The sequence below is a fragment of the Paraburkholderia phenazinium genome, from assembly GCF_900141745.1.
Lineage (GTDB): Bacteria > Pseudomonadota > Gammaproteobacteria > Burkholderiales > Burkholderiaceae > Paraburkholderia > Paraburkholderia phenazinium_B.
In genome coordinates, this window is the sequence record NZ_FSRM01000001.1 from 1,336,152 (window position 1) to 1,358,409 (window position 22,258).

Here is a 22,258-nt window from a genome sequence, read left to right on the forward strand (position 1 = left end):
GCCTTTCTGTGTATCTCTCGAATGATAGGCGGGGCGAGATGAAATGTGCTTGCGAAAAAATCTCGTTTTTTGGTCTCCCTTGGAACATAATTTGATGCAAACAGGAAAGGGAGACCGAATATGAACGCGATCTCGCTCGACGCCACCGATTGCCGTATCTTGACGGTGCTTCAGCAAGAGGGAAGGATCAGCAATCTCGACCTGGCAGAGCGGATCTCGCTCTCGCCCTCCGCGTGTCTGCGGAGGTTGCGCTTGCTGGAAGAGCAGGGAGTGATCGAACGTTACCGGGCGTGCCTGAACCGCGAGGTGCTGGGCTTCGAACTGGAGGCGTTCGTGCAGGTATCGATGCGCAACGACCAGCAAAACTGGCACGAGCGTTTCGCCGAGGCGTTAAGGGACTGGCCGGAGGTGGTGGGAGCGTTCGTCGTGACGGGCGAGACTCATTATCTGCTGCGGGTGCTCGCGCACAACCTCAAGCACTACTCGGATTTCGTGCTGCAACGGCTGTATAAGGCGCCCGGCGTGATGGATATCCGCTCGAACATCGTTCTGCAGACGCTCAAGGAGGATTCGGGCGTGCCGGTGGAACTGGTGCCGGGAGCGATGGCCAGAACCAGCGTGGTTGCAGGCGACTGAGTGAAAGCGCGCAGGAAGTCCGGAGAAACGGCGCGGGCAGCATGCCGTGGGCCGACTCCGCGAGCAAATACTCGCGGCCCGGACGCAGCATGAGCCGCCTAGAGCGGCTTTAGTCCGTGGAATTCGCCGTTCTGGAACACCAGCGGTGCAGTCTCCCCGGCATCCTCACGGATCCCGCAGCGTTCCACTTCCCCAACGAAAATAACGTGGTCGCCTTCCTCGTAGCGGCTGCGGTTGTGGCATTCAAACCACGCTAGCGCACCGTCGAGCACCGGCATCCCGGAATCGCCTGCCGCGTGTGAGACACCCTCGAAGCGGTCACCCTTCACGGTCGCAAAGCGCTTGCACAGATCGAGCTGCGACGCGGCCAGCACGTTGACGACATAGTGGCTATTCGTCTGGAATGCCGGCATCGACGCCGAACGCGTCGCGAGGCTCCACAGCACGAGCGGCGGCGCGAGCGACACCGAATTAAATGAGCTCGCCGTGATGCCGATCAACCGCCCCGACGCCGCACGTGTCGTAATGACGGTAACGCCGGTGGCGAACTGGCCCAGCGCCTTTTTGAAGGCGAGCTGGTCGAAATTGGGCGGACTGGCGCGCTTCATCGGAAGCAGATCCGCAGGGCCGGCCAGGCGGCCGCATATGGCGCGCGAAGGGTATAAATTGAATCGAAAGTCATGTAGAAAATCGGCGATTTGTCCCAATTTTAACGGAATCGCGGGCGAACTGGCCGCGAACCTTGGCCGATGTCGCCATCAGGCGACCTCAATTCTTTCCAGTTGCCTTCGAGCGCTTTAGCTGCCATGAACCGCCGCCGCAGGCGTGGCCCGCTTCATGCGGGTAGCGGTAAATGTCCGCCGGCGGTCTGGCACGACAGGCGTGAAAAGGGCGGCGGTGCGGCGAGACCCGCCGTATCCGCGGGTGGCAACCAACGAGGAGCAGGCAACATGAGTGAAACAGTCGAAACCGCCACCCTTGGCGGCGGATGTTTTTGGTCCCTCGAAGCGGTTTTTCTCGGCGTCGACGGCGTCAATGTCGTGGAGTCCGGCTACGCGGGCGGTCAGACGGAGCGCCCGACTTACGAGCAGGTGTGCGACGGTGTCACCGGGCATGCTGAAGTCGTGAAGATAGATTTCGACCCGGCACGCATCAGCTACCGCGAGGTTTTGGATATTTTCTTCGCGATCCACGATCCGACCCAGCTTAACCGGCAGGGCAACGACGTCGGCACGCAATACCGTTCGGTGATCTTCACTCATTCGGAAGCGCAACGCGAAACGGCGTTGCAGGCGATTCGCGAGATTGCCGCCGAAGGCATCTACGACGGACAGATCGTTACCCAGGTGCTGCCGCTCGACGGCAACTACTGGCCGGCCGAAGCCTATCATCAGAACTATTTCGCCCAGCATCCGGATCAGGGCTATTGCTCGTTCGTCGTGGCGCCGAAGGTCGCGAAGTTTCGTCAGAAGTTCGCGCATCGGGTCAAGGCGGATTGAGCGCTGGGTGACCGGCGATGCAGTCCGGCTCGTTCCGGTTTGAGCGCGCACTGGTCGGGCCCAGGTGCCAGGTGCGGGATGTCAGATGCTCTCGGGGGCTGCCGGCGCCGGTTCGCGGTTTGCCGCTTCGTCCAGCAATCGTGAGTACGCCTCGACAATCGCCCGCGCGAGTTTCACGCAGGTCAGCGGCGCCGAGCCTTCCGCCTTGTTGTTCACGGCGATCAGCACCGGCTGCCCAGCAATCGCGTAGCGGGCGGCCAGTTCGGCCAGTGCTGTGCGGGTGGCCGGATCTTCGTCGACCAGACGGTCGAACGGATCGTACTTTGCCTTCGCCTGTTCGTATTTGAAGCCGCCGTGCAGACTCCAGCGCACGATTAGCGGACCGGTCGGCTCGCCGTCGAGCAACGCAAGCGCCGCTGCCTGGCGCAGCGGGTCGGGCATGCGCGCATGAATCCCTACGCAATATCGCACCCCGGTCGCTTTCAGCGTGCGGATGAAGCGCGGCGTCAGCAGGCATGCGTCGCGAATCTCGACCGCGTAGCGCGTGCCTTCGGGTAGAACCGGCAATGCTGAGAGAAACCCGGCGAGCTGCTCGATGAAGCCGGCGGGGTTCGCCAGCATCTGATCGGGTAATGGCGAGAACTGGAACACAAGCGCGCCGGCCTTCGCGCCGAGTCCGTCGAGGCAGGGCCGCACGAACTCGTCGATGGCCAGTTGCGCGTTCAGAAAGCACGGATTGAGCGAGACCGGTTCGCCGCGCTCGGCGCGCACGGTGGCATCGGTGACGAGCGCGGGCGCCTTGACGATGAAGCGGAAATGCTCCGGCACCTGCTGCGCGTAGCGCAGATAGTCAGTGACGGTAAGCGGCGCGTAAAACGAGCGGTCGATGCTCACCGTGCGCAGCAGCGGATGCAGGCTGTATGCGGTCAGGCCGTCGCGAGAGAGTTTGCTGTTGCTGTAGTCGTCGCCGTAGACGATGCCTTTCCAGCCAGGAAACGACCACGTGGATGTACCGAGATGGATCTGCGGGGGGAGCCCGGCGGCGATTTCGAGGACATCGGAAGAGGGTTCGGCGGCGATCACGTCGCGCGAGCGGCGTTTTTTGGGTGCCGTGGCGTCAGACGAGAGCGCCTCGTCCGTGTGGGGTTCCGTTTCAGCCCCGGATTCGGCATCAGCCTCGTCGGCTTCCGTCTCCTCTTCCCATAGCGAAGCGGCCAAAGAGGTTCGCGCTTGCCGCTGCCGGGTCGTGCCGGAAACGCCGTCCGGCGCAGCTTGGGGAGGAGCAGACGAAGAAGCGGGCATGCCCACCGGCATGCCAAACAGATCCAGTTGCCCGGCATCCGCGTCCAGCGTGGCGGCGCCCTCACTGACCGCGTCCGTCCCCGCCTTCACCTGCGTCACCGACGCAAATTCGCTCGCTCCGCCCTCGTCCATCGATTCCTGATCTTCTCACTGTCAAGGGTTGCGCCGGAACGATCGCGCGGCTGATAGTGCTAGCTCCGGCGCAACCGCATCACAGCGGTTTGTCCTGCCTCTCGTACATGTACCGGCGCGACCACGGCAAGGTCTTCGCGCTGCGGCCAGCCTTGCGGCACACCACCTGGTAGATCGACACGTCGTCGTTTTCGAACGCATACGCGCAGCCGGCCAGATACACCCGCCAGATGCGGAATTTTTCGTCGTCGACGAGCTTGCGTGCTTCTTCCGCATGGGTTTCGAAATTCTCCGCCCAGATATCGAGCGTGTGCGCATAGTGACGGCGCAGGCTTTCGACGTCAACTGCCTCGAGCCCGCCGCGCTGCATCGATTCGAGCGCGAGGCTGATGTGCGGCAGTTCGCCGTCGGGAAACACGTAGCGATCGATGAACTCACCGCCACCAAGCGCCGTTTCGCCGCTGTCCGAATCGCTCGACGTGATGCCGTGGTTCATTGCAATGCCGTCGTCCACCAGCAGATCGTGGATCTTCTGAAAGTAGCCCGGCAGATTTTTGCGGCCGACGTGTTCGAACATGCCCACGCTCGTGATGCGGTCGAACTGGCCTTCCACGTCGCGGTAGTCCTGCAGGCGGATCTCGATCCGGTCTTCAAGCCCGGCGGCTTTCACGCGTGCAGTAGCCAGATCGAACTGGTTCTGCGACAGCGTCACGCCCACGCACTTCGCTCCGAACTTCGAGGCGGCCCGCAGCACGAGCGCACCCCAGCCGCAGCCGATGTCGAGCAGACGCTGCCCTGGCTGCAACTGGATCTTGGTAAGGATGTGGTCGATCTTCTTGATCTGCGCAGCGGCGAGATCTTCATCGCCCTCTTCGAAGTACGCACACGAGTACACCATGTTCTCGTCGAGCCACAGCTTGTAGAACTCGTTCGAGACATCGTAGTGGTACTGAATGGCTTTCTTGTCCGACGATTTCGAGTGATTGAAGTAGCGTCGCACCCGCGCCAGCTTGCTCGCACTGGTCACGGTGTTGCGTGCCAGCGAGTAGCCGATGTTGATGATGTCCGACAGCTTGCCTTCGATGTCGATCTTGCCCTTCACGTACGCCTCGCCCAGATTGTCGAGGCTCGGTTCGAGCAGGTAGGGCAACGCCGTTGCGCTCTTCACGTGCAAGGTGACCTGGGGCGCGGCAAACTGCCCGAAGTCGTGTTGCTGGCCATCCCACAGAACAAGGCGTGCTGGCAGGTTCGCCCTGGTTTTTACGTCTTCAACCCACTGCGCCAGCTTCTTCTCCCAGAACATGTGATTTCTCCGTGTCCGATGAAATACAAAGCAAAGCTTTTCAGGTCGCTGCGTGCCTTGGCGTCACTCCCACACCGAATGGCCGCGCGATCCTGCCGGTGCACGCGCAGCTTGCAAGGCTAGCGCGCCGGCGTTGTTATAGGTTCAGGGCGATAGCCGGGCGATTTGCCAGTCGCCGTCTTGCACCGCACGTGTGTAGAGCAGCCGGTCGTGCAAACGCGACGGCCTGCCCTGCCAGAATTCTATGGCATCCGGAACCAGCCGGTAGCCGCCCCAGTGAGGTGGCCGCGGCGGTTGATCGCCGTACTTCGCGCTAATTTCTTTCTCACGCGCTTCGAGCACCGCGCGGCTTTCAATTACCTGACTTTGATCCGATGCCCATGCGCCAATCCGCGAACCGAGCGGGCGCGATTGGAAGTACTGATCGCTTTCGGCGGGACTTGTCTTTACGACGTTGCCCTCGATGCGCACCTGGCGCTCGAGTTCGATCCAGTAGAACAGCAGGCTCGCATGCGGATTGTCCGCGATTTCGCGGCCTTTACGGCTGTCGTAGTTGGTGAAGAACACAAAGCCGCGCTCATCGACGCCCTTGATCAGCACAATTCGGGCCGAAGGCCGGCCGCGCGAATCGACCGTGGCGAGCGTCATCGTATTTGGTTCGGGCAACTGGGCATCGAGCGCCTGTGCGAACCATGCTTCGAACTGGCGAAACGGGTTGTGGTCGACATCGCCGACGTCCATTGAACCTAGCGAATAATTTTTCCGAAGTTCGGCGAGTGAGGTCATGTTCTTATGCGAACGCTACAGTTCATCCAGTATAGCCAGGGAACAACTTTTCTGCGTGCGCGGTGACAACCTGTGCAGGCGCTAAAGCCACGGTTAGCGCAGGGCTGCAGCGTTCATGGCCACGTGATCAGGCAAAATAGCGGATTGGCACATGCGCGCGATTCGCTTCTGTGTTTCCCCGCTTCTTTGTCCGCCTCCATGTCCGTTTTCGACGAGCCCCCGACCATGTCCACGCCTGGCACTGCCGCGCCTTCCGATCTTACTACCAGCCCCGGCGGCTTTGAAGCCGCCGACCACGCGCGGCGTTTTGGCGGCATCGCCCGGCTGTACGGCGCGCCGGCACTGGCGGCGTTCGAGCGTGCGAGCGTCGCGGTGATCGGGATTGGCGGCGTCGGCTCGTGGGTGGCCGAGGCGCTGGCGCGCAGCGCGGTGGGCTCGCTGACGCTGATCGATCTGGATAACGTGGCGGAGAGCAACACCAACCGGCAGATTCACGCGCTCGACGGCAACTACGGCAAGCCGAAAGTCGACGCCATGGCTGAGCGGATTGCGCAGATCAATCCGCTATGCGACGTGCGTCTCGTTGAGGACTTCATCGAGCCGGATAATTTTGCGGCGCTGCTGGGCGGCGGTTTCGATTACGTGATCGATGCAATCGACAGCGTGCGTACCAAAACCGCGTTGATCGCATGGTGCGTCGAACAGGGGCAGCCGCTGATCACGGTGGGCGGCGCCGGCGGCCAGCTCGATCCGACGCGCATCCGCATCGACGATCTGGCGCTGACGATTCAGGACCCGCTGCTCTCGAAGGTGCGCGCGCAATTACGCAAACAGCATGGGTTCCCGCGCGGGCCGAAGGCGAAGTTCAAGGTGAGCGCGGTGTATTCGGACGAGCCGCTGATCTACCCGGAAGCGGCGGTCTGCGATATCGATGAGGTCGCCGAGCACGTTACAACCTCGCCAGGTTATGCCGGGCCGGTCGGGTTGAACTGTGCGGGGTTTGGTTCGAGCGTGTGTGTGACGGCGAGCTTCGGTTTCGCCGCCGCAGCCCATGTGCTGCGCGCGTTAGGGCAGCGGGCGGCGGCGGCTTAGCGCCTTTAGGTTGCCTCGCGGCTCAAAGGTTCTCCGCTCCTCAGAACAACGCCGCGCTGAGCTTGCGCCGCCACTGCGAGACGATTTCCGGCTGGTGTGCGGCCAGATCGAACACCGACAGCATGGTCTTGCGGCCAATATCGTCGCGGAACGTGCGGTCGCGCTGCACGATAGCGAGCAGATGCTCAAGCGCGCCAGCATAGTTACGCCGGGCAATCAGCGCGCTAGCGAGGTCGAAGCGTGCTTCGAGATCGCCAGGCTCGGCGGCCACACGCGCTTCCAGCGCGTCGGTGGGCGGCAGGTCGGCCGCGGCATCGACCGCGTCGAGGCGCGTCTTGATCGCGTTGAAGCGCGCATCGATACCCTGGGTGGTCTTTGGCGACAGCAGATCGACTTCGTTGCGGGCCTCGTCGATGCGGTTGTCTTCCAGCAGCAGCTCGATCAGATCGAGGCGGGCGTCGTCATAGCCTGGATCGTAGGCAAGCGCTTCCTTGAGTGCGTCGTATGCATCTTCGCGATGGCCTTCGGCGAGAGCGGCCTGCGCTTCGGCGCGTGCGGCGTCGGCGCCCTGCGGCACCAGCCGGTCCAGAAACGCGCGCAACTGACCTTCCGGCAGCACGCCGACGAACTGGTCGACGGGACGGCCGTCAGCAAACGCCATCACGTGCGGGATGCTGCGCACTTGGAAGTGCGCTGCCAGTTCCTGATTCTCGTCGACGTTCACCTTCACCAGGCGCCATTTGCCGGCATACTCGGTTTCGAGTTTTTCCAGCATCGGCCCGAGCGTCTTGCACGGGCCGCACCACGGCGCCCAGAAGTCGACCAGCACGGGGGCAAGCGTCGAGGCGGCGATAACGTCTTTTTCGAAAGTGGCCAGACTTGTTTCCATTGCATCCTCGTCGGTATAACGGTTCGTCCCGCTAGATGGGGGCGAATGCGGTGGGTTCAATGCGCAGGGGCTGGGTTCACGGCAGGGGCGGAATTGGGTGTCTCCGTGGACACCGGCGCGTTGCCACTCTGCTACGCGGCTGCACCGCCCGAAGCACTCAGTGCGCTTTCCGCTCGGGCAGCGGAATCCACTCCGTTTCGCCGGGCACCTTGCCCATTTCCTGATTCGTCCACGCGAGCTTGGCCTGCTCGATTTTCTCGCGCGAACTGGCGACGAAATTCCATTCGATGAAGCGTTCCCCGTCCAGCTTGTCGCCGCCGAGCACCATCACGGTGGCGCCGTTGCTACTGGCGAGCGTGACCGTTTCATCGAGCGCCAGCACTGCCATCGTGCCGACTTCGAGCGGCGTCCCGTCGATCTCCAGATCGCCTTCCACCAGATAGACGCCGCGTTCCTCGTGTTCCGGTTCCAGCGCGAACGCGCTGCCGGGCGTGAAATGCGCGGCCACGTAAAGCGTGCCCGAGAAGGTCGTGACCGGCGCGGTCTGGCCGAACGCCGTGCCGGCGATCACGCGCAGCGTGACGCCGTTGCGTTCGATCTCGGGCAGCGTGGCAGCGGCGTGATGCTCGAAGGACGGCTCGGTATCTTCGTGATCCAGCGGCAGCGCGACCCAGGTCTGGATGCCGTGCATGGCGAGGCCACTCGCGCGGTCTTCGTTGGGTGTGCGTTCCGAATGGACGATGCCGCGGCCGGCGGTCATCCAGTTGACGTCGCCAGGGACGATTTTCTGCTCCGAGCCGATGCTGTCGCGATGCATGATCGCGCCTTCGAACAGATACGTGACCGTGGCGAGGCCGATATGCGGATGCGGCCGCACGTCGAGGCCGACGCCGGGTTCGAGCACGGCGGGGCCCATGTGATCGAAGAAGATGAACGGCCCGATCAGGCGCGCGGCCAGCGCCGGCAGCACGCGACGCACGCTCAGGCTGCCTACGTCTCGCAGATGGGGCTTGAGGACTGCTTTGATCGAGGAGGACATGGTCACGCTCGTTGGGGAGGATTGGGGTCATTCTACTGGTGTGCGGGGGAGGATGTTGTTTGGCGGCTTTCGACGAAGCGAGGTTGCTCCGCTAAACTCTCTCTTCCGACAAAACCAAAGGAGACGGCCATGGCGCCGAAGGATTTGTTGCTGGCGCTAGTGGTGGTGATCGCGTGGGGCATTAACTTTGTCGTGATCAAAGTGGGCCTGCACGGCGTGCCGCCGATGTTGCTCGGCGCGCTACGCTTCACGCTCGCCGCGGTTCCCGCCGTATTTTTCGTCAGGCGCCCGCAGATGCCGTGGCGCTGGCTGCTTGCCTACGGCGCGACCATCTCGTTCGGCCAGTTTGCGTTTCTCTTTTCCGCCATGTACGTCGGCATGCCCGCCGGGCTGGCGTCGTTGGTGCTTCAGGCGCAGGCCTTCTTCACGCTGATCTTCGCCGGGCTGTTTCTGCATGAGCGCTTTCGCGTGCCGAACGTCATCGGGCTGGCGATCGCTTCCGGCGGACTTGCTGTGATCGGCATGCAGGGCGGTCACGCTATGACGCTAGCCGGCTTCGTGCTCACGTTGTGTGCGGCAGGGTCGTGGGCGCTGGGCAACATCGTCACCAAGAAGGTCGGCAAGGTTGACCTCGTGGGGCTGGTGGTCTGGGGCAGCCTGATTCCGCCGCTGCCGTTTCTCGCGCTTTCCTACGCCTTCGAAGGTCCGCAGCGGATCGCCGCTGCGCTGTCGGGTATCGGTGCGACCTCGATCTTTGCCGTGGTGTATCTCGCCTTTATTGCGACGCTGTTGGGATACGGTTTGTGGAGCCGACTGCTCTCACGCTATCCAGCGAGCCAGGTGGCGCCGTTTTCGCTGCTCGTGCCGATTGTGGGTCTGGCATCCGCCTCGGTGTTTCTGGACGAGCATTTGACGACGCCGCAGATTGCCGGCGCCGCTCTCGTGATGGTGGGTCTTGTGGTGAATGTGTTCGGCGGGTGGTTCGTGCGGCGCTTCGCGCCGGCACGTTAGTTCGCGCGGCGAAAAACCGCGATGGCAGACCGCCTCAAGCGCCTCAAGCGCCTCAAGTCATGCGGTTTTTCGCCAGCGGAGGATTCGCCGCGAAATACCGCTTGATGCCCTTCATGATGGCCGTAGCCATCTGATCGCGATAGGCGTCGTCGTTCAGGCGCTTCTCTTCGTCCGGGTTGCTGATGAAGGCGGTCTCGACGAGGATCGAGGGAATGTCCGGCGCCTTCAGCACGGCAAACCCGGCCTGTTCGACGGAACCCTTGTGCAGCTTGTTGATATCGCCGATCTCGTTCAGCACGAAGTTGCCATAGCGCATCGAATCGCGGATCTGCGCCGTGGTCGACATATCGAACAACGCGCGATTGACCGCCGCGTCATCCGATTTGATGTTGATCCCGCCGATCTGGTCCGACGAGTTTTCCTTGTCCGCCATCCAGCGCGCCGCGGCGCTCGATGCACCGTGCTCGGATAGCGCGAACACCGACGAGCCGCGTGCTTCCGGCGTGGTGAACGCGTCTGCGTGAATCGACACGAACAGATCCGCGCCGACACGCCGCGCTTTCTGCACGCGCACGTTGAGCGGCACGAAGAAGTCGTCGTCGCGGGTCATCATCGAGCGCATGTTGGGCTGCGCATCGATCTTCGCGCGTAGTTTCTTCGCGACGTCGAGTGCGATGTGCTTTTCATATGTGCCCGCGCTGCCGATCGCGCCCGGATCTTCACCGCCATGGCCCGGATCGATCGCCACGGTCAACAGACGCACCGTGTTGTTCTTGCCTGACTTCGGCGTGGTGAAGGCGTAGGTGTCGTCGGGGCCGTTGCCGTTGTTGCCGCTGTTGTTGCCGGCAAGCGCGCCAGGCGGGGTGAGCGGCTTGCCGGGCAACGGCGCTTGCGCCAGGGTGTGCGGTGCGGGCACCGGAACGGGAGCTGGCGTCGTGTGAGCCAGCGGATGAGGCACATCCGGCGCGTGGTCGTCGTTCTGTGCGTAGCGGTCGAAGAACGCCTCGCTGTTGTCCGCGGTGGGCGGCGTCGTGCCGGGGCCGCTCAAGGTGGTCGGCGGCGCGGCATTTTCATCGAGGCGTTGCTGCTTGCGCTCGCTTTGCGCGAGCAGGTCCATCATCGGATCCGGCGCGACGGCCGGATACAGGTCAAACACCAGCCGGTATTTATAGGAGCCGACCGGCGGCAACGTGAACACCTGCGGCTTCACCGAACCCTTCAGATCGAACACCATCCGCACCACATGTGGCAGATATTGCCCGACGCGCACAGCCTGAATCTGCGGATCGTTCGGTGTGATCTTCGAAACCAGATCTTTGAGCTCCTGGTCGAGATCGAGGCCGTTCAGATCCACCACCAGCCGGTCCGGGGTCTGCAGCAATTGCTGGGTGTTCTGCAGCGGCTGATCGGATTCGATCGTCACGCGCGTGTAGTCGCGGGCCGGCCAGACCCGCACGCCGAGCACCGAACTCGCCCACGCGAGGCGCGGCGCGACGAGACCGAGCACGAGCGTCGAGGCGCCGGCGCGCAGAATCTGCCGGCGCCGCCAGTTATGCGAGGCGGTGGCGGTGGATTCGATGGAGCGAAATGGCTTGATTAACATCTTTCTAGACATGCTTTTCCTGATTCGCTGTACGCCCGGGCAACCAGCAGCCGGCCGTCGCCGTCGACATCGAGCGAGAAAACAAGATCCGGCACGCCTAGCAGGCCGCCCGCGCGTTGCGGCCATTCGACGAGGCAAACCGCACCGCTGTCGAAGTACTCGCGAAAGCCGGCGTCGGCCCATTCAGCCGGATCGGTGAATCGATACAGATCGAAGTGATAGAGCTCAAGTTCCCCATCGGGTCTTTGAACTGCGTACGGTTCGACAAGCGTATAGGTGGGACTGCGCACGCGCCCGGTGTGACCGAGGCCGCGCAAAGTAGCCCGCACGAGCGTGGTTTTGCCGGCGCCGAGGTCGCCGGTCAATTGCACCTGCAGGCCCTGGAATCCGTCGACGCTCGCGTTGCTGTCATGCGCTTTCTGCGCGGCGCCGCGCACGCTCTCGATCGCCTCCGCGAAGCGCACGCCGAACGCGCTGGTGGCTGCTTCGTCCGCGAGCGCGAAGTGGCGCTCGAGCAGGACTGCAGCGGGTGGTTGGATCGCGAGATCGGCGTTGTCGGGCATTCTCGTAAAATGGCGTGATGAACCGAAGTCCGGAGTCCCCCGTTTCCTGCACGCCTGCGTCCGATGACGATGCGCGCGCCACGCGTCAGCTGGATGAAGCGGCGCTGGCGGCGCTTGCCCTGCGCATCAAGGCGTGGGGCCGCGAACTAGGTTTCGGGGCGATCGGTATCAGCGACACCGATCTCTCCGCTGCCGAGGCGGGTCTTGCCGCATGGCTTGAAGAGGGCTGCCACGGCGAGATGGATTATATGGCTAAACATGGGATGAAACGCGCGCGGCCCGCAGAGCTTGTGGCCCATACGCGACGCGTGATCAGCGCGCGGATGGCTTATTTGCCGGGGGATTCGCTGTCTCGCGGGCGTCCTCATTCGCCTGATCAGTCCGAGGTTGGAAAGCTCGCCGAAAGCGCGCCCACCGAACTCACTGAAGCGCGTAACTGGCGTGCTGACGAGTTTGCGCGGATAAACGACCCGTCCGCCGCGGTAGTGTCGATCTACGCGCGGGGCCGTGATTATCACAAGGTTATGCGCAACCGGCTGCAGCGGCTTGCCGACAGGATCGAAGCCGAAATCGGCGCCTACGGTTACCGGGTGTTTACCGATTCCGCCCCGGTTCTCGAGATCGAGCTCGCGCAGAAAGCGGGTATTGGCTGGCGCGGCAAGCACACGCTGTTGCTGCAGCGCGACGCCGGATCGCTGTTTTTCCTCGGCGAAATCTACGTGGATGTGCCGCTGCCGACCGATGCGCAGTCGACACCCGAGAGCGCCCCCGAAACGCCGGGTGCGCATTGCGGCACTTGTACGCGCTGTATCGACGCGTGCCCAACCGGTGCGATTGTGACGCCTTACAAGGTCGATGCGCGGCTTTGCATCTCCTATCTGACCATCGAACTGAAAGGCAGTATTCCACGGGAACTGCGGCCGTTGATCGGCAATCGGGTGTACGGCTGTGACGATTGCCAGCTCGTCTGTCCGTGGAACAAGTTTGCCCAGGCGGCGCCGGTTGCCGATTTCGATGTGCGGCACGGCCTCGATCGTGCGACGCTGGTCGAACTGTTCGCGTGGAGCACCGACGACTTCGATACGCGCATGCAGGGCAGCGCGATTCGTCGCATCGGCTACGAGGCGTGGCTGCGCAATCTGGCGGTCGGTATGGGTAATGCGTTGCGCGCCGATCCGGCGAGCCTGGCAGTCGACGCGCGGGCGGCGATCGTGGATGCCTTGCGTCAGCGTATGGATGATCCTTCGGCGCTGGTGCGCGAGCATGTCGAATGGGCGCTTGAAGCCGCCTGAGCTGGCGGCGTACAGTAACGGAAATCCGGCGCGGCAGCGGGCCGCGTCCAGAGTGGTTCAGGAAATTTCAGGCCAATACATCATGTTCAACGCAGTGATCGACGCGCCGTTCGGCAAAGTCGGCATTCGTCTCGACGCCGAAGCCGACTCGGTGCGCGAGATCGTCTATTTGCCGGATCCGGTGCAGAACGTCGCGCCTGATACACCGCTCGCCGAAGAAGTTGTGCGGCAGATCGAGCGCTATCTGGAGAACCCTGCGGCGGCCTTTGACCTGCCGCTGGCTGCAATCGGCACCGACTTTCAGCGACGCGTGTGGGCGGGGATCAACGCGATTCCGCCGGGCGTGGTGCTGACCTATGGGCAACTTGCCAAAGAGCTGGGCAGCGTGCCGCGCGCGGTCGGTCAGGCATGCGGCTCGAACTATTTTCCACTGGTGATTCCGTGTCACCGCGTGGTGGCGTCGAGCGGCATCGGCGGCTTTGCGCATCACGCGGACGATGACTTTTTTCGCAAGGTCAAGCGCTGGCTGCTGGCGCATGAAGGTGTGTCCTACGCATGAGTGAACCGATTATTGCCGACGCTCCCGACACGCCCGCTCCGTCACCGTTGTTCGTGACGAGCAATGCCTCGATTGACGCCTTCTGCGACGCGCTATGGCTCGAACATGGCCTGTCGCGCAACACGCTCGACGCCTACCGGCGCGATCTGCGCCTCTTCTGCGAATGGCTTGCGCAGAGCCGCAATGCTTCGCTCGATACGGCCAGCGAAGCGGACCTCACCGCCTATAGCGTCGTGCGGCAGAAGGACAAGTCCACTTCGTCGAACCGGCGACTGTCGGTGTTCCGGCGCTACTACGCATGGGCTGTGCGCGAGCATCGCGCCAAGGTCGACCCGACGCTGCGCATCCGCTCGGCCAAACAGCCGGCGCGTTTTCCCGCGACGCTGAGCGAAGCTCAGGTCGAAGCGCTGCTCGGCGCGCCGGATATCGCCACGCCGCTCGGCCTGCGCGATCGCACGATGCTCGAACTGATGTACGCAAGCGGCCTGCGCGTCACCGAACTCGTTACCCTGAAAACAGTAGAAGTGGGGCTCAACGAAGGCGTCGTGCGGGTGATGGGTAAGGGTTCGAAAGAACGCCTCATTCCGTTCGGCGAGGAGGCGCATGCATGGATCGAGCGCTATCTGCGCGAGGCGCGGCCGGCGTTGCTGGGTGCGCGTGCGACGGATGCGCTGTTCGTGACCAGCCGGGCCGAAGGCATGACCCGCCAGCAGTTCTGGAACATCATCAAGCGTCATGCGGCGGCAGCCGAGGTGCATGCACCGCTCTCGCCGCACACCTTGCGGCACGCGTTCGCGACGCATTTGTTAAATCACGGCGCCGATCTGCGTGTCGTGCAACTGCTGCTTGGACATACCGATATCTCGACCACGCAGATTTACACGCATGTGGCGCGTGAGCGCCTGAAGTCGCTGCATGCGGCGCATCATCCACGGGGATGAGGGTGGATGAGCCCGTGTGCCTTGCGCGTGCGCGCTGGCGCTTAAACCAGATCGCGCAGGCGGTGCTTCAGGATCTTGCCGGTTGACGCGGCCGGCAGCGCAGCGAGCGGACGTACCTCGGCGGGACGTTTGTACGGGGCGAGCCGCTCGCCGCACCATGCGATCAACTCTTCCGGCGTTACCTTCGCGCCGGCCTTCAGTTCGACAAAGGCGACCACTTCTTCGTTGCCTTCTACCGCGCGTCCTACCACCGCCGATTGCATGACCTCCGGGTGCGCGTTCAGCACGTGCTCAACTTCAGCCGGATATACGTTGAAGCCCGAACGGATAATCAACTCCTTGCTGCGTCCCACGATATGCAGCGCACCGTCGACATCCTGGCGCGCGAGATCGCCAGTCTTGAGCCAACCCTCCGTGGTGATTGTGGCGGCGGTCTGTTCGGGATTGCGGTAATAGCCAAGCATGATGTTTGGCCCGCGCACCCACAATTCGCCGACCTCTCCTTGCGCGAGCTCCTCGCCATCGAGCGAGACGAAGCGCACCTCGATGCCGGGAATTGCGGGTCCTACCGAGCAATCGCTGCGCGGTGCGTCGAGCGTGGTCTGCGCGACGGTGGGGCTGCTCTCCGTCATGCCATAACCGTTGTGCAACGTGATGCCATACACGCTTTCAACGTGTGCCTTGAGCGACGCGTCGAGCGGTGAGCCGCCCGAATAAGCGAAGCGCAGACGCGGCGCGGACCACGCATGGCCGTGCCTCTGCAGATGTTCCAGCAGCTTGGCGTGCATCGCGGGGACACCCTGGAAGATCGACACACGTTCTTCGGCGAGTGCCCGGCGCACCGCTTCGGGCGCGAAACGCGGCACAAGCCGCAGGGTGGCGCCGGCATACAGGCTGCCGAGGCATACCGAAGCGAAACCGTAGACATGCGAGATCGGCAGGACGGCGTACACCACATCGTCGGGGCCGACGCGGCGCAGGCCGCTCGACATGGCCGCGATAAACAGCAGATTGCGGTGCGACAGCATCACGCCTTTGGGCGCGCCGGTGGTGCCTGTGGTGTAGATCAAGGCGGCGCATTGGCGTTCGCTGGCGCGTTCCACCGGCTCTGCCGTGACGGCGTTGTCGAGCGCAAAGGCCCATGCGCCGATAGCGGGCGCGAGCGCGGGCGCCGTCGCGGCGCCGTAACGTTGCGCATGCTGTGACGCGTCGGGCGAGCTTTCGACAGCGTAGGCCACGAGCCGCGGCTGGGCGTGCGCGCGGATTGCGTCGAGTTCGGCGGCGGACAGGCGCGCATTCGACACGAGCGCCCACGCGTCGAGCTGGGCGGTAGCGAACAGCAGCACCACCTGCGCGATGCTGTTTTCCGCGACGATCATTACCCGGTCGCCGCCGCGTACGCCCCATTCGCGCAGCAGCGCCGCGGTTGCGTTCACGGCTTCCAGCAGTTGCATGTTCGTCAGACTTCGCGCGTCTTCGACCAGCGCGACATGCTGCGGATCGCGCGCGGCAGCCAGCGCCGGAATTTGCGCAATGCGCTGCGGCAAGGCGGCGAGCAAGTCGGGCACGTGGATGGTGCTACGTGCAGATGAGTCGAAGATCAACGCGGTCTCCTTGAAACGATAGGGCCCCGACAGGCGTTGCGCCGGGTGATTTCCGAACGATCGTGCCACAGTCGCCAACGACGCACAATTGGCCGTTCGGCCAATGGCGGTCGCGCAAGGCCGCCATTACAATGCGCCGATGAGCAAATCCAGACACGTCTCCGAAACGCCCGCGACGCAGTTTCTGCGCCGTCACGACGTCGAATTCGGAGAGCACCCTTACGATTATGTCGAGCACGGCGGCACCGCGGAATCGGCGCGCCAGCTAGGCGTTGACGAACATCAGGTCGTGAAGACGCTGGTAATGGAAGACGAGCACGCCAAGCCTTTGATCGTGCTGATGCACGGCGACCGTACCGTCTCCACCAAAAACCTCGCACGGCAGATCGGTGCGAAGCGCGTGGAACCGTGCAAGCCGGAAGTGGCGAACCGGCATTCCGGCTACCTGATCGGTGGTACGTCGCCGTTCGGTACGCGCAAGGCGATGCCCGTCTATGTGGAGTCGAGTATTCTCGAACTCGAGAAGATCTGGCTGAACGGCGGCCGGCGCGGGTTTCTGGTGAGTATCGCACCCTCTGTGCTCACGCAGTTGCTGAAGGCGAAGCCGGTGCAATGCGCGAGCGTGGATTGAAGGCTGCCAAAGCTGTCGCTGCCTGGCTGGCATCGGCTGATGCCCCGAAGCAGGCTCGGGTTGCGCCGACGGTTTCGGGAATACCCTCTGCAAAAGTGGCTGGCCGCGATGGCCCGGTTCGGTAGAATGTTCGCCGTTTCGTTCGTGCCGCGGGATGCGTGTTCTACCGGTCGCCCCTGTTGCGCTTTCCGATAACTATAAGAGTCCCCAGATGCAAAACCTGATCGTCGCTGTCGTTGCTTATCTGATCGGTTCGGTGTCGTTTGCCGTGATCGTGAGTTCCGTGATGGGACTGGCCGACCCGCGCTCGTACGGCTCGAAGAATCCCGGCGCCACCAACGTTCTGAGAAGCGGCAACAAGACGGCCGCGATCCTGACGCTGATTGGCGATGCGTTCAAGGGCTGGCTCGCCGTCTGGCTCGTCAGCCACTTCGGCGCGCGCTACGGACTCGACGATACGGCGATCGCGCTTGCCGCGATCGCCGTTTTCCTCGGCCACCTGTATCCGGTATTTTTTCGCTTCAAGGGCGGCAAGGGCGTCGCGACAGCCGCGGGCGTTCTGCTGGCTATCAACCCCGTGCTAGGCATCGCCACGCTACTGACCTGGCTGATCGTCGCCTTCTTTACGCGCTATTCGTCACTAGCGGCGCTCGCGGCCGCGGTGTTCGCGCCGCTTTTCGACGGCTTCCTGTTCGGCGCGAACATCATTGCGCTGTCCATCGTCGTGATGAGCTCGCTGCTCATCTGGCGTCATCGCGGCAATATCGCGAAGCTGATGGCGGGGCAGGAAAGCCGCATCGGCGACAAGAAGAAGGCCGAGGCCCAGGCGGCGCCGAAGCGGCACTGATCGGATGCGACACTGAAGCAGTGGCGCCGCGGCGCCCACGGCGGTCTCGCAGGCGTTGCGTGACGGAAAAACCAGGCACGACATCAGGCCGGACACGCAACCTGCGTGCGCAGGCATGAGCAGGCATGAGCAGCATGATCGCCACCGGCGTCACCGCCACTTCCGCGCAATCTGAACGCCTTAATCGCGGAAGTTGTTGAAGTCGAGCGGCGTGTCCGTGACATCCTTGCGCAGCAGCGCAATCACACTCTGCAGGTCGTCGCGCTTGGTGCCGTTCACGCGCACCGCATCGCCCTGAATGCTTGCCTGGACCTTGATCTTGCTGTCTTTCACGAGCCTGACGATCTTCTTCGCCAGATCGCCCGACACGCCTTTCTTGACGGTGACGACCTGCTTGACCTTGTCGCCACCGATTTTCTCGATCTTGCCGTACTCGAGGAAGCGCACGTCGACGTTGCGCTTGGCCATTTTCGACACCATCACGTCCTTGACCTGACCCAGCTTGAAGTCGTCGTCGGCGTAGAGCGTCAACTCGTGCTCCTTGTGTTCGACGCGCGCGTCCGACCCCTTGAAGTCGAAGCGGGTGGAAATTTCCTTGTTGGACTGCTCGATCGCGTTCTTGACTTCGATCATGTTGGCTTCGCACACGACGTCAAACGATGGCATTGCTCTCTCCAATAGTGCTGCGATACACGGCGCCGCCGGACGGCTGCGCACGATGCACTCGCTATAATCACGAACCGGACGTCATTTTACCGACGCCTTTCTCTTTTGCCCAAGGCCGCTGCGCAATACCGCCTGGCTTGCGGCACACGGCCCTCACATTCCGATGTCCCTGATGTCCCAGTCCGACTCCACTGTTTTCCTCGCCGGGTACCCGCTCAAGGCCCACAACACCTTTGGCTTCGATGTCCGCGCGCGGTTCGCGTGCCGCATCGAACGCGAGGACCAATTGCTTGCGGCGGTGCGTGACCCGCGTGCAGCCGGCCTGCCTCGGCTGGTGCTGGGCGGCGGCAGCAACGTCGTGCTGACCGGCGACTTCGAGGGCCTCGTGCTGCTGGTGGCATTACGCGGTCGCCGTCTCGTGCGTGAGGACGACGAAGCGTGGTACGTCGAAGCGGCTGCTGGCGAAAACTGGCACGACTTCGTGTCCTGGACCCTTGCACAGGAGAAGCCTGGCCTCGAAAACCTCGCGCTGATTCCGGGGACGGTGGGGGCCGCGCCGATCCAGAACATCGGCGCCTATGGACTCGAAATGTGCGAGCGCTTCGAATCGCTGCGCGCCGTGGAACTGGCGACCGGCGAAGCGCGCGAGTTCGACGCAGCCGCTTGCCGGTTCGGCTATCGCGACAGTTTCTTCAAGCGAGAAGGGCGTGATCGCTTTGTGATCACGTCGGTTACGTTTCGCCTGCCGAAAGCGTGGGTGCCACGCGCGAGCTATGCGGACATCGCCCGCGAACTGGCCGCCGAGGGTCATGGTGACACATCGCCGAGCGCGCAGGCGATTTTCGACGCCGTCGTGGCCGTGCGCCGCGCGAAATTGCCCGACCCGTCGCAACTCGGCAATGCCGGCAGCTTCTTCAAGAATCCTGTGATCGACGCAGTGCAGTTCGAGGCGTTGCAGCGCCGCGAGCCGGAGGTGGTTTCGTACCGGCAGGCGGATGGTGCGGTGAAGCTTGCGGCGGGGTGGCTGATCGATCAGTGCGGCTGGAAAGGGCGCGCGATGGGCGCGGCCGCTGTGCACGAACGTCAGGCACTCGTGCTGGTGAATCGGGGTGGGGCAAGCGGCGCAGAGGTGCTTGCGCTGGCGCAGGCGATTCAACGGGATGTGCGTGAACGGTTTGGAGTGGAGCTGGAGGCCGAGCCGGTTTGTCTATAGGACGCGGTGCAGCGGGGTTTTGAGTTCTGCACGCGCAATAAAAAAAGGTACCGTGAGTGAGCCGGGCACCTTTTGCTGGCTGCTAGCGCAGGATTTGGTCCGTTCAGCCGCGCCGCAGACACGCACAAGCACGGCGCGTACGTGGACGCCCGCCTCGTATTCGGGCCCGGTCGCGCTTCGCGCAGAAGCCGCTCAGTGGTTCAGCTTGCCGAGCAGCAAAAATTCCATCAACGCCTTTTGGACATGCAGGCGGTTTTCCGCTTCGTCCCATACGACGCTTTGCGGTCCGTCGATCACCTCTGCGCTCACTTCCTCGCCACGATGGGCCGGCAGGCAGTGCATGAAGAGTGCATCTGCGTTGGCGCGCGCCATCATCTCGGCGTCCACGCACCAGTCGGCAAACGCAGCCTTGCGCGCTTCGTTCTCCGCCTCGAAGCCCATGCTGGTCCAGACGTCGGTGGTGACCAGATCGGCGCCGGCGCAGGCCTCGTTCGGATCGTCAAACTCTTCGACAAACGGTGCGCTCTCAGGCGCCACCATGGCGCGGTCGAGCTTGTAACCCGGCGGCGTGGACAGTCGCAGCTGGAAGCCGAGAATCTGCGCCGCCTCGATCCAGGTGTACAGCATGTTGTTCGCATCGCCGACCCAGGCGACCGTCTTGCCGCGAATCGGGCCACGATGTTCGAAATACGTGAAGATGTCGGCCAGCACCTGGCACGGGTGATATTCGTTGGTCAGGCCATTGATGACCGGCACACGCGAATTGTCGGCAAAGCGCTTGAGGATGTCCTGGCCGAAGGTGCGGATCATGATGATGTCGACCATGCGCGAGATGACCTGCGCAGCGTCTTCGATCGGCTCGCCGCGGCCCAGTTGCGTATCACGCGTGCTCATGAATACCGCATGGCCGCCTAGCTGGAAGATGCCCGCTTCGAACGAGAGGCGCGTGCGTGTCGAGTTTTTCTCGAAGATCATCGCCAGCGTGCGGTCGTGCAGCGGGTGGTAGGTCTCGTAGTTCTTGAACTTGTTCTTCAGGATGCGGGCGCGTTCAAGCACGTACTCGTAGTCTTCCAGCGAGAAATCCTTGAACTGCAGGTAGTGGCGAATTTTCTTGGCGGTCATGAAACAAATACGGCGGTCTCACCCGGCGAAATTGCCGGACGCTGCCGCCGTCGTTTGTGGTAACTCTATGCAGCATAAAGGATTCTGGCGCATTTGACGAGCTAGCCAGAAGGCCAGGCGGTCATTCCTAAGCGGGCCTGCGAGTCTTAAGAGGTGTGCTTGTGTGCAGTGCGGAAGAAGGTCCGCTACGCTATAATCTCGGGGTTTCCCAAAAAGCCCAGCAAGCAGGCTACATGCTTGCGGGACACGGCTCGCGCGCCCGGAAGGCTTTCCTCGCGGTGCGCCGTCATGACGATTGCCGAGGTGGCCCTGGCCGGCACTGCGGCGCCCAGCGGCATGGTTCGCGGGGTCGTGTACGACGTGTTCATGCAGCCGCAGCCACATTCGCTGGCATTGTGCTGGGCAGTCACTCAGGTATTCCTACATGGCCGAAGAAGCTCCAACCGAATATTTCATTCAGGGCATCACGTCGAACGGAAAGAAGTTTCGGCCGAGTGACTGGTCGGAGCGGCTCGCCGGGGTGATGTCCATGTTCGGGCCGGGCACGAAAAGGGGGCCGAATGCCTACATGCAGTACTCGCTGTACGTCCGCCCCACGATCATCGACGACCTGAAGTGCGTCATCCTCGACTCGCGGTTGCGCGACATCGAACCCATGGCCTTCGATTTCGTCATGAACTTCGCGAAGGACAATGACCTGCTGGTCACCGAGGCCTGCGAACTGCCGCCGGAACACGGTACTCAACAGGCGTTGAAGGCGAAGTAAAGCGGCGGTAGGCGCCCGAATGGGCTAAGACGGCTGATCCATTCACGTGAGGATCGAGTCAGGGCAACGAGGCGAAAGGAAACGATTGAAACCCAACCCGCGAAGGCGGGTTTTTTTGCGCCCGTCGCAAGCAGTAGCGTCAAATGAGTACCGTGCGCGCAGAGACCGGGCAGACGAGATAAATCCCAAAACCAAACAAAAAAGCCCGCCTAGGCGGGCTCTCATGACGCAGCGGAAACAGGAGGTAGCCCGCCGGAGCGGGCTGACCGGATTTACTGCGCTGCGGGCGCTTGCAGACCCTTGATGGCTGCAGCGAGGCGGCTCTTATGGCGAGCTGCCTTGTTCTTGTGAACGATTTTCTTGTCGGCGATGATGTCGATCGTCTTCGTCGACGCCAGGAAGATCTCAGCGGCCTTAGCCTTGTCGCCGGCGTCGATCGCCTTGCGAACAGCCTTGATTGCCGTGCGGAACTTCGAGCGCAGGGCCGAGTTATGCGAGTTTGCCTTCGCGGCCTGACGGGCGCGCTTGCGTGCTTGTGCGGAGTTAGCCATGACGGTTCCTTATCCTGTTCCTGTTTCCAGTACCTGACCTTCAAGTGGCCGGGCGCTGCTTTAGCTCGAACCCTTGGAAGCGATTGCCCAAGAGCGCAAAAATGTCGAAATTGGTAATTCAACTACGCGAAATCTGGCTCGTTCTAACAGACATCGAGAGGGCATCTGAATGCCGTCCGAAAATTGAGCGAGCGTCGAAACCGGCGATTAT

Annotated in this window: 23 protein-coding genes; 11 read left to right on the plus strand and 12 right to left on the minus strand. The window is 62.8% G+C overall.

The features are described from left to right. Window positions 1–120 precede the first annotated feature (120 nt). Window positions 121–636 (plus strand): Lrp/AsnC family transcriptional regulator, encoded by a 516-nt coding sequence (locus BUS06_RS06265; RefSeq protein WP_074263491.1) that lies wholly within the window; start codon window positions 121–123, stop codon window positions 634–636. Between the two features lie 98 nt (window positions 637–734). Here BUS06_RS06265 and BUS06_RS06270 read toward each other — a convergent pair whose 3' ends face one another. Next, window positions 735–1,244 (minus strand): flavin reductase family protein, encoded by a 510-nt coding sequence (locus BUS06_RS06270; RefSeq protein ID WP_074263492.1) that lies wholly within the window; start codon window positions 1,242–1,244, stop codon window positions 735–737. Window positions 1,245–1,586: 342 nt separating this feature from the next. Between BUS06_RS06270 and msrA the strand changes: the two genes are divergently transcribed. Continuing rightward, window positions 1,587–2,135, plus strand: coding sequence for a peptide-methionine (S)-S-oxide reductase MsrA (gene msrA, locus BUS06_RS06275; RefSeq protein WP_074263493.1), 549 nt, complete (start codon window positions 1,587–1,589; stop codon window positions 2,133–2,135). A gap of 81 nt (window positions 2,136–2,216) precedes the next feature. Here the strand turns inward: msrA and BUS06_RS06280 are convergent, their stop codons facing one another. From BUS06_RS06280 to pdxH, 3 genes are all read right to left on the minus strand, one after another. Beyond that, complete coding sequence (locus BUS06_RS06280) at window positions 2,217–3,569, minus strand: DUF72 domain-containing protein (protein WP_083611353.1); 1,353 nt, start codon at window positions 3,567–3,569, stop codon at window positions 2,217–2,219. Between the two features lie 79 nt (window positions 3,570–3,648). Beyond that, on the minus strand, window positions 3,649–4,872 hold the full coding sequence (locus BUS06_RS06285) for an SAM-dependent methyltransferase (RefSeq protein WP_074263494.1): 1,224 nt from the start codon (window positions 4,870–4,872) through the stop codon (window positions 3,649–3,651). A 144-nt stretch (window positions 4,873–5,016) separates the two neighbouring features. Continuing rightward, a complete protein-coding gene (gene pdxH, locus BUS06_RS06290; RefSeq protein WP_074263495.1) occupies window positions 5,017–5,658 on the minus strand; it encodes a pyridoxamine 5'-phosphate oxidase in 642 nt (213 codons plus the stop codon). A gap of 225 nt (window positions 5,659–5,883) precedes the next feature. Between pdxH and tcdA the strand changes: the two genes are divergently transcribed. Continuing rightward, complete coding sequence (gene tcdA, locus BUS06_RS06295) at window positions 5,884–6,750, plus strand: tRNA cyclic N6-threonylcarbamoyladenosine(37) synthase TcdA (protein ID WP_074263496.1); 867 nt, start codon at window positions 5,884–5,886, stop codon at window positions 6,748–6,750. A 40-nt stretch (window positions 6,751–6,790) separates the two neighbouring features. Here tcdA and trxA read toward each other — a convergent pair whose 3' ends face one another. Beyond that, the gene (trxA, locus tag BUS06_RS06300) at window positions 6,791–7,639 is read right to left on the minus strand and encodes a thioredoxin (protein WP_074263497.1); all 849 of its coding nucleotides are present in this window, start codon (window positions 7,637–7,639) and stop codon (window positions 6,791–6,793) included. Window positions 7,640–7,796: 157 nt separating this feature from the next. Continuing rightward, a complete protein-coding gene (locus BUS06_RS06305) occupies window positions 7,797–8,678 on the minus strand; it encodes a pirin family protein (RefSeq protein ID WP_074263498.1) in 882 nt (293 codons plus the stop codon). A gap of 129 nt (window positions 8,679–8,807) precedes the next feature. On the opposite strand from BUS06_RS06305, the gene BUS06_RS06310 reads away from it, so the two are divergent. Further along, window positions 8,808–9,689, plus strand: a complete 882-nt coding sequence (locus BUS06_RS06310) for an EamA family transporter (protein ID WP_074263499.1) — start codon at window positions 8,808–8,810, stop codon at window positions 9,687–9,689. A 52-nt stretch (window positions 9,690–9,741) separates the two neighbouring features. Here the strand turns inward: BUS06_RS06310 and BUS06_RS06315 are convergent, their stop codons facing one another. Together BUS06_RS06315 and tsaE are read right to left on the minus strand one after the other, a co-directional pair. Continuing rightward, window positions 9,742–11,304, minus strand: a complete 1,563-nt coding sequence (locus tag BUS06_RS06315) for an N-acetylmuramoyl-L-alanine amidase (RefSeq protein ID WP_074263500.1) — start codon at window positions 11,302–11,304, stop codon at window positions 9,742–9,744. Continuing rightward, entirely contained in the window at window positions 11,286–11,855 is a 570-nt protein-coding gene (gene tsaE / locus BUS06_RS06320) for a tRNA (adenosine(37)-N6)-threonylcarbamoyltransferase complex ATPase subunit type 1 TsaE (RefSeq protein WP_074263501.1), read from the minus strand. Before tsaE ends, BUS06_RS06315 begins: the two co-directional genes overlap by 19 nt. A gap of 17 nt (window positions 11,856–11,872) precedes the next feature. Between tsaE and queG the strand changes: the two genes are divergently transcribed. The 3 genes from queG (at window position 11,873) to xerD (ending at window position 14,647) form a co-directional block, all read left to right on the plus strand. After that, window positions 11,873–13,147 carry a tRNA epoxyqueuosine(34) reductase QueG gene (gene queG / locus BUS06_RS06325; RefSeq protein ID WP_074263502.1) on the plus strand — a complete coding sequence of 425 codons (1,275 nt, stop codon included), beginning with the start codon at window positions 11,873–11,875 and terminating at the stop codon, window positions 13,145–13,147. 82 nt (window positions 13,148–13,229) lie between these two features. Beyond that, entirely contained in the window at window positions 13,230–13,706 is a 477-nt protein-coding gene (locus BUS06_RS06330) for a methylated-DNA--[protein]-cysteine S-methyltransferase (protein ID WP_074263503.1), read from the plus strand. Beyond that, window positions 13,703–14,647: a site-specific tyrosine recombinase XerD gene (gene xerD / locus BUS06_RS06335; RefSeq protein ID WP_074263504.1), complete on the plus strand. Its 945-nt coding sequence runs from the start codon at window positions 13,703–13,705 to the stop codon at window positions 14,645–14,647. Before BUS06_RS06330 ends, xerD begins: the two co-directional genes overlap by 4 nt. 41 nt (window positions 14,648–14,688) lie before the next feature. On the opposite strand, the gene BUS06_RS06340 is transcribed toward xerD, so the two are convergent. Beyond that, a complete protein-coding gene (locus BUS06_RS06340; RefSeq protein WP_074263505.1) occupies window positions 14,689–16,251 on the minus strand; it encodes a class I adenylate-forming enzyme family protein in 1,563 nt (520 codons plus the stop codon). 139 nt (window positions 16,252–16,390) lie between these two features. On the opposite strand from BUS06_RS06340, the gene ybaK reads away from it, so the two are divergent. Continuing rightward, window positions 16,391–16,882 carry a Cys-tRNA(Pro) deacylase gene (gene ybaK, locus BUS06_RS06345; RefSeq protein WP_074265939.1) on the plus strand — a complete coding sequence of 164 codons (492 nt, stop codon included), beginning with the start codon at window positions 16,391–16,393 and terminating at the stop codon, window positions 16,880–16,882. A 211-nt stretch (window positions 16,883–17,093) separates the two neighbouring features. Then, entirely contained in the window at window positions 17,094–17,729 is a 636-nt protein-coding gene (gene plsY, locus BUS06_RS06350; protein ID WP_074263506.1) for a glycerol-3-phosphate 1-O-acyltransferase PlsY, read from the plus strand. A gap of 180 nt (window positions 17,730–17,909) precedes the next feature. On the opposite strand, the gene BUS06_RS06355 is transcribed toward plsY, so the two are convergent. Beyond that, window positions 17,910–18,395, minus strand: coding sequence for a YajQ family cyclic di-GMP-binding protein (locus tag BUS06_RS06355; RefSeq protein WP_074263507.1), 486 nt, complete (start codon window positions 18,393–18,395; stop codon window positions 17,910–17,912). A 172-nt stretch (window positions 18,396–18,567) separates the two neighbouring features. Here BUS06_RS06355 and murB point away from each other — a divergent pair, with 172 nt between their 5' ends. Beyond that, window positions 18,568–19,608, plus strand: coding sequence for a UDP-N-acetylmuramate dehydrogenase (murB, locus tag BUS06_RS06360; RefSeq protein WP_074263508.1), 1,041 nt, complete (start codon window positions 18,568–18,570; stop codon window positions 19,606–19,608). Window positions 19,609–19,800: 192 nt separating this feature from the next. Here murB and argF read toward each other — a convergent pair whose 3' ends face one another. Continuing rightward, window positions 19,801–20,730: an ornithine carbamoyltransferase gene (argF, locus tag BUS06_RS06365; protein WP_074263509.1), complete on the minus strand. Its 930-nt coding sequence runs from the start codon at window positions 20,728–20,730 to the stop codon at window positions 19,801–19,803. A 424-nt stretch (window positions 20,731–21,154) separates the two neighbouring features. On the opposite strand from argF, the gene BUS06_RS06370 reads away from it, so the two are divergent. Continuing rightward, entirely contained in the window at window positions 21,155–21,496 is a 342-nt protein-coding gene (locus tag BUS06_RS06370) for a DUF3579 domain-containing protein (RefSeq protein ID WP_074263510.1), read from the plus strand. Window positions 21,497–21,768: 272 nt separating this feature from the next. Here the strand turns inward: BUS06_RS06370 and rpsT are convergent, their stop codons facing one another. Beyond that, window positions 21,769–22,047, minus strand: coding sequence for a 30S ribosomal protein S20 (gene rpsT / locus BUS06_RS06375; protein ID WP_074263511.1), 279 nt, complete (start codon window positions 22,045–22,047; stop codon window positions 21,769–21,771). Between the last annotated feature and the right edge of the window lie 211 nt (window positions 22,048–22,258).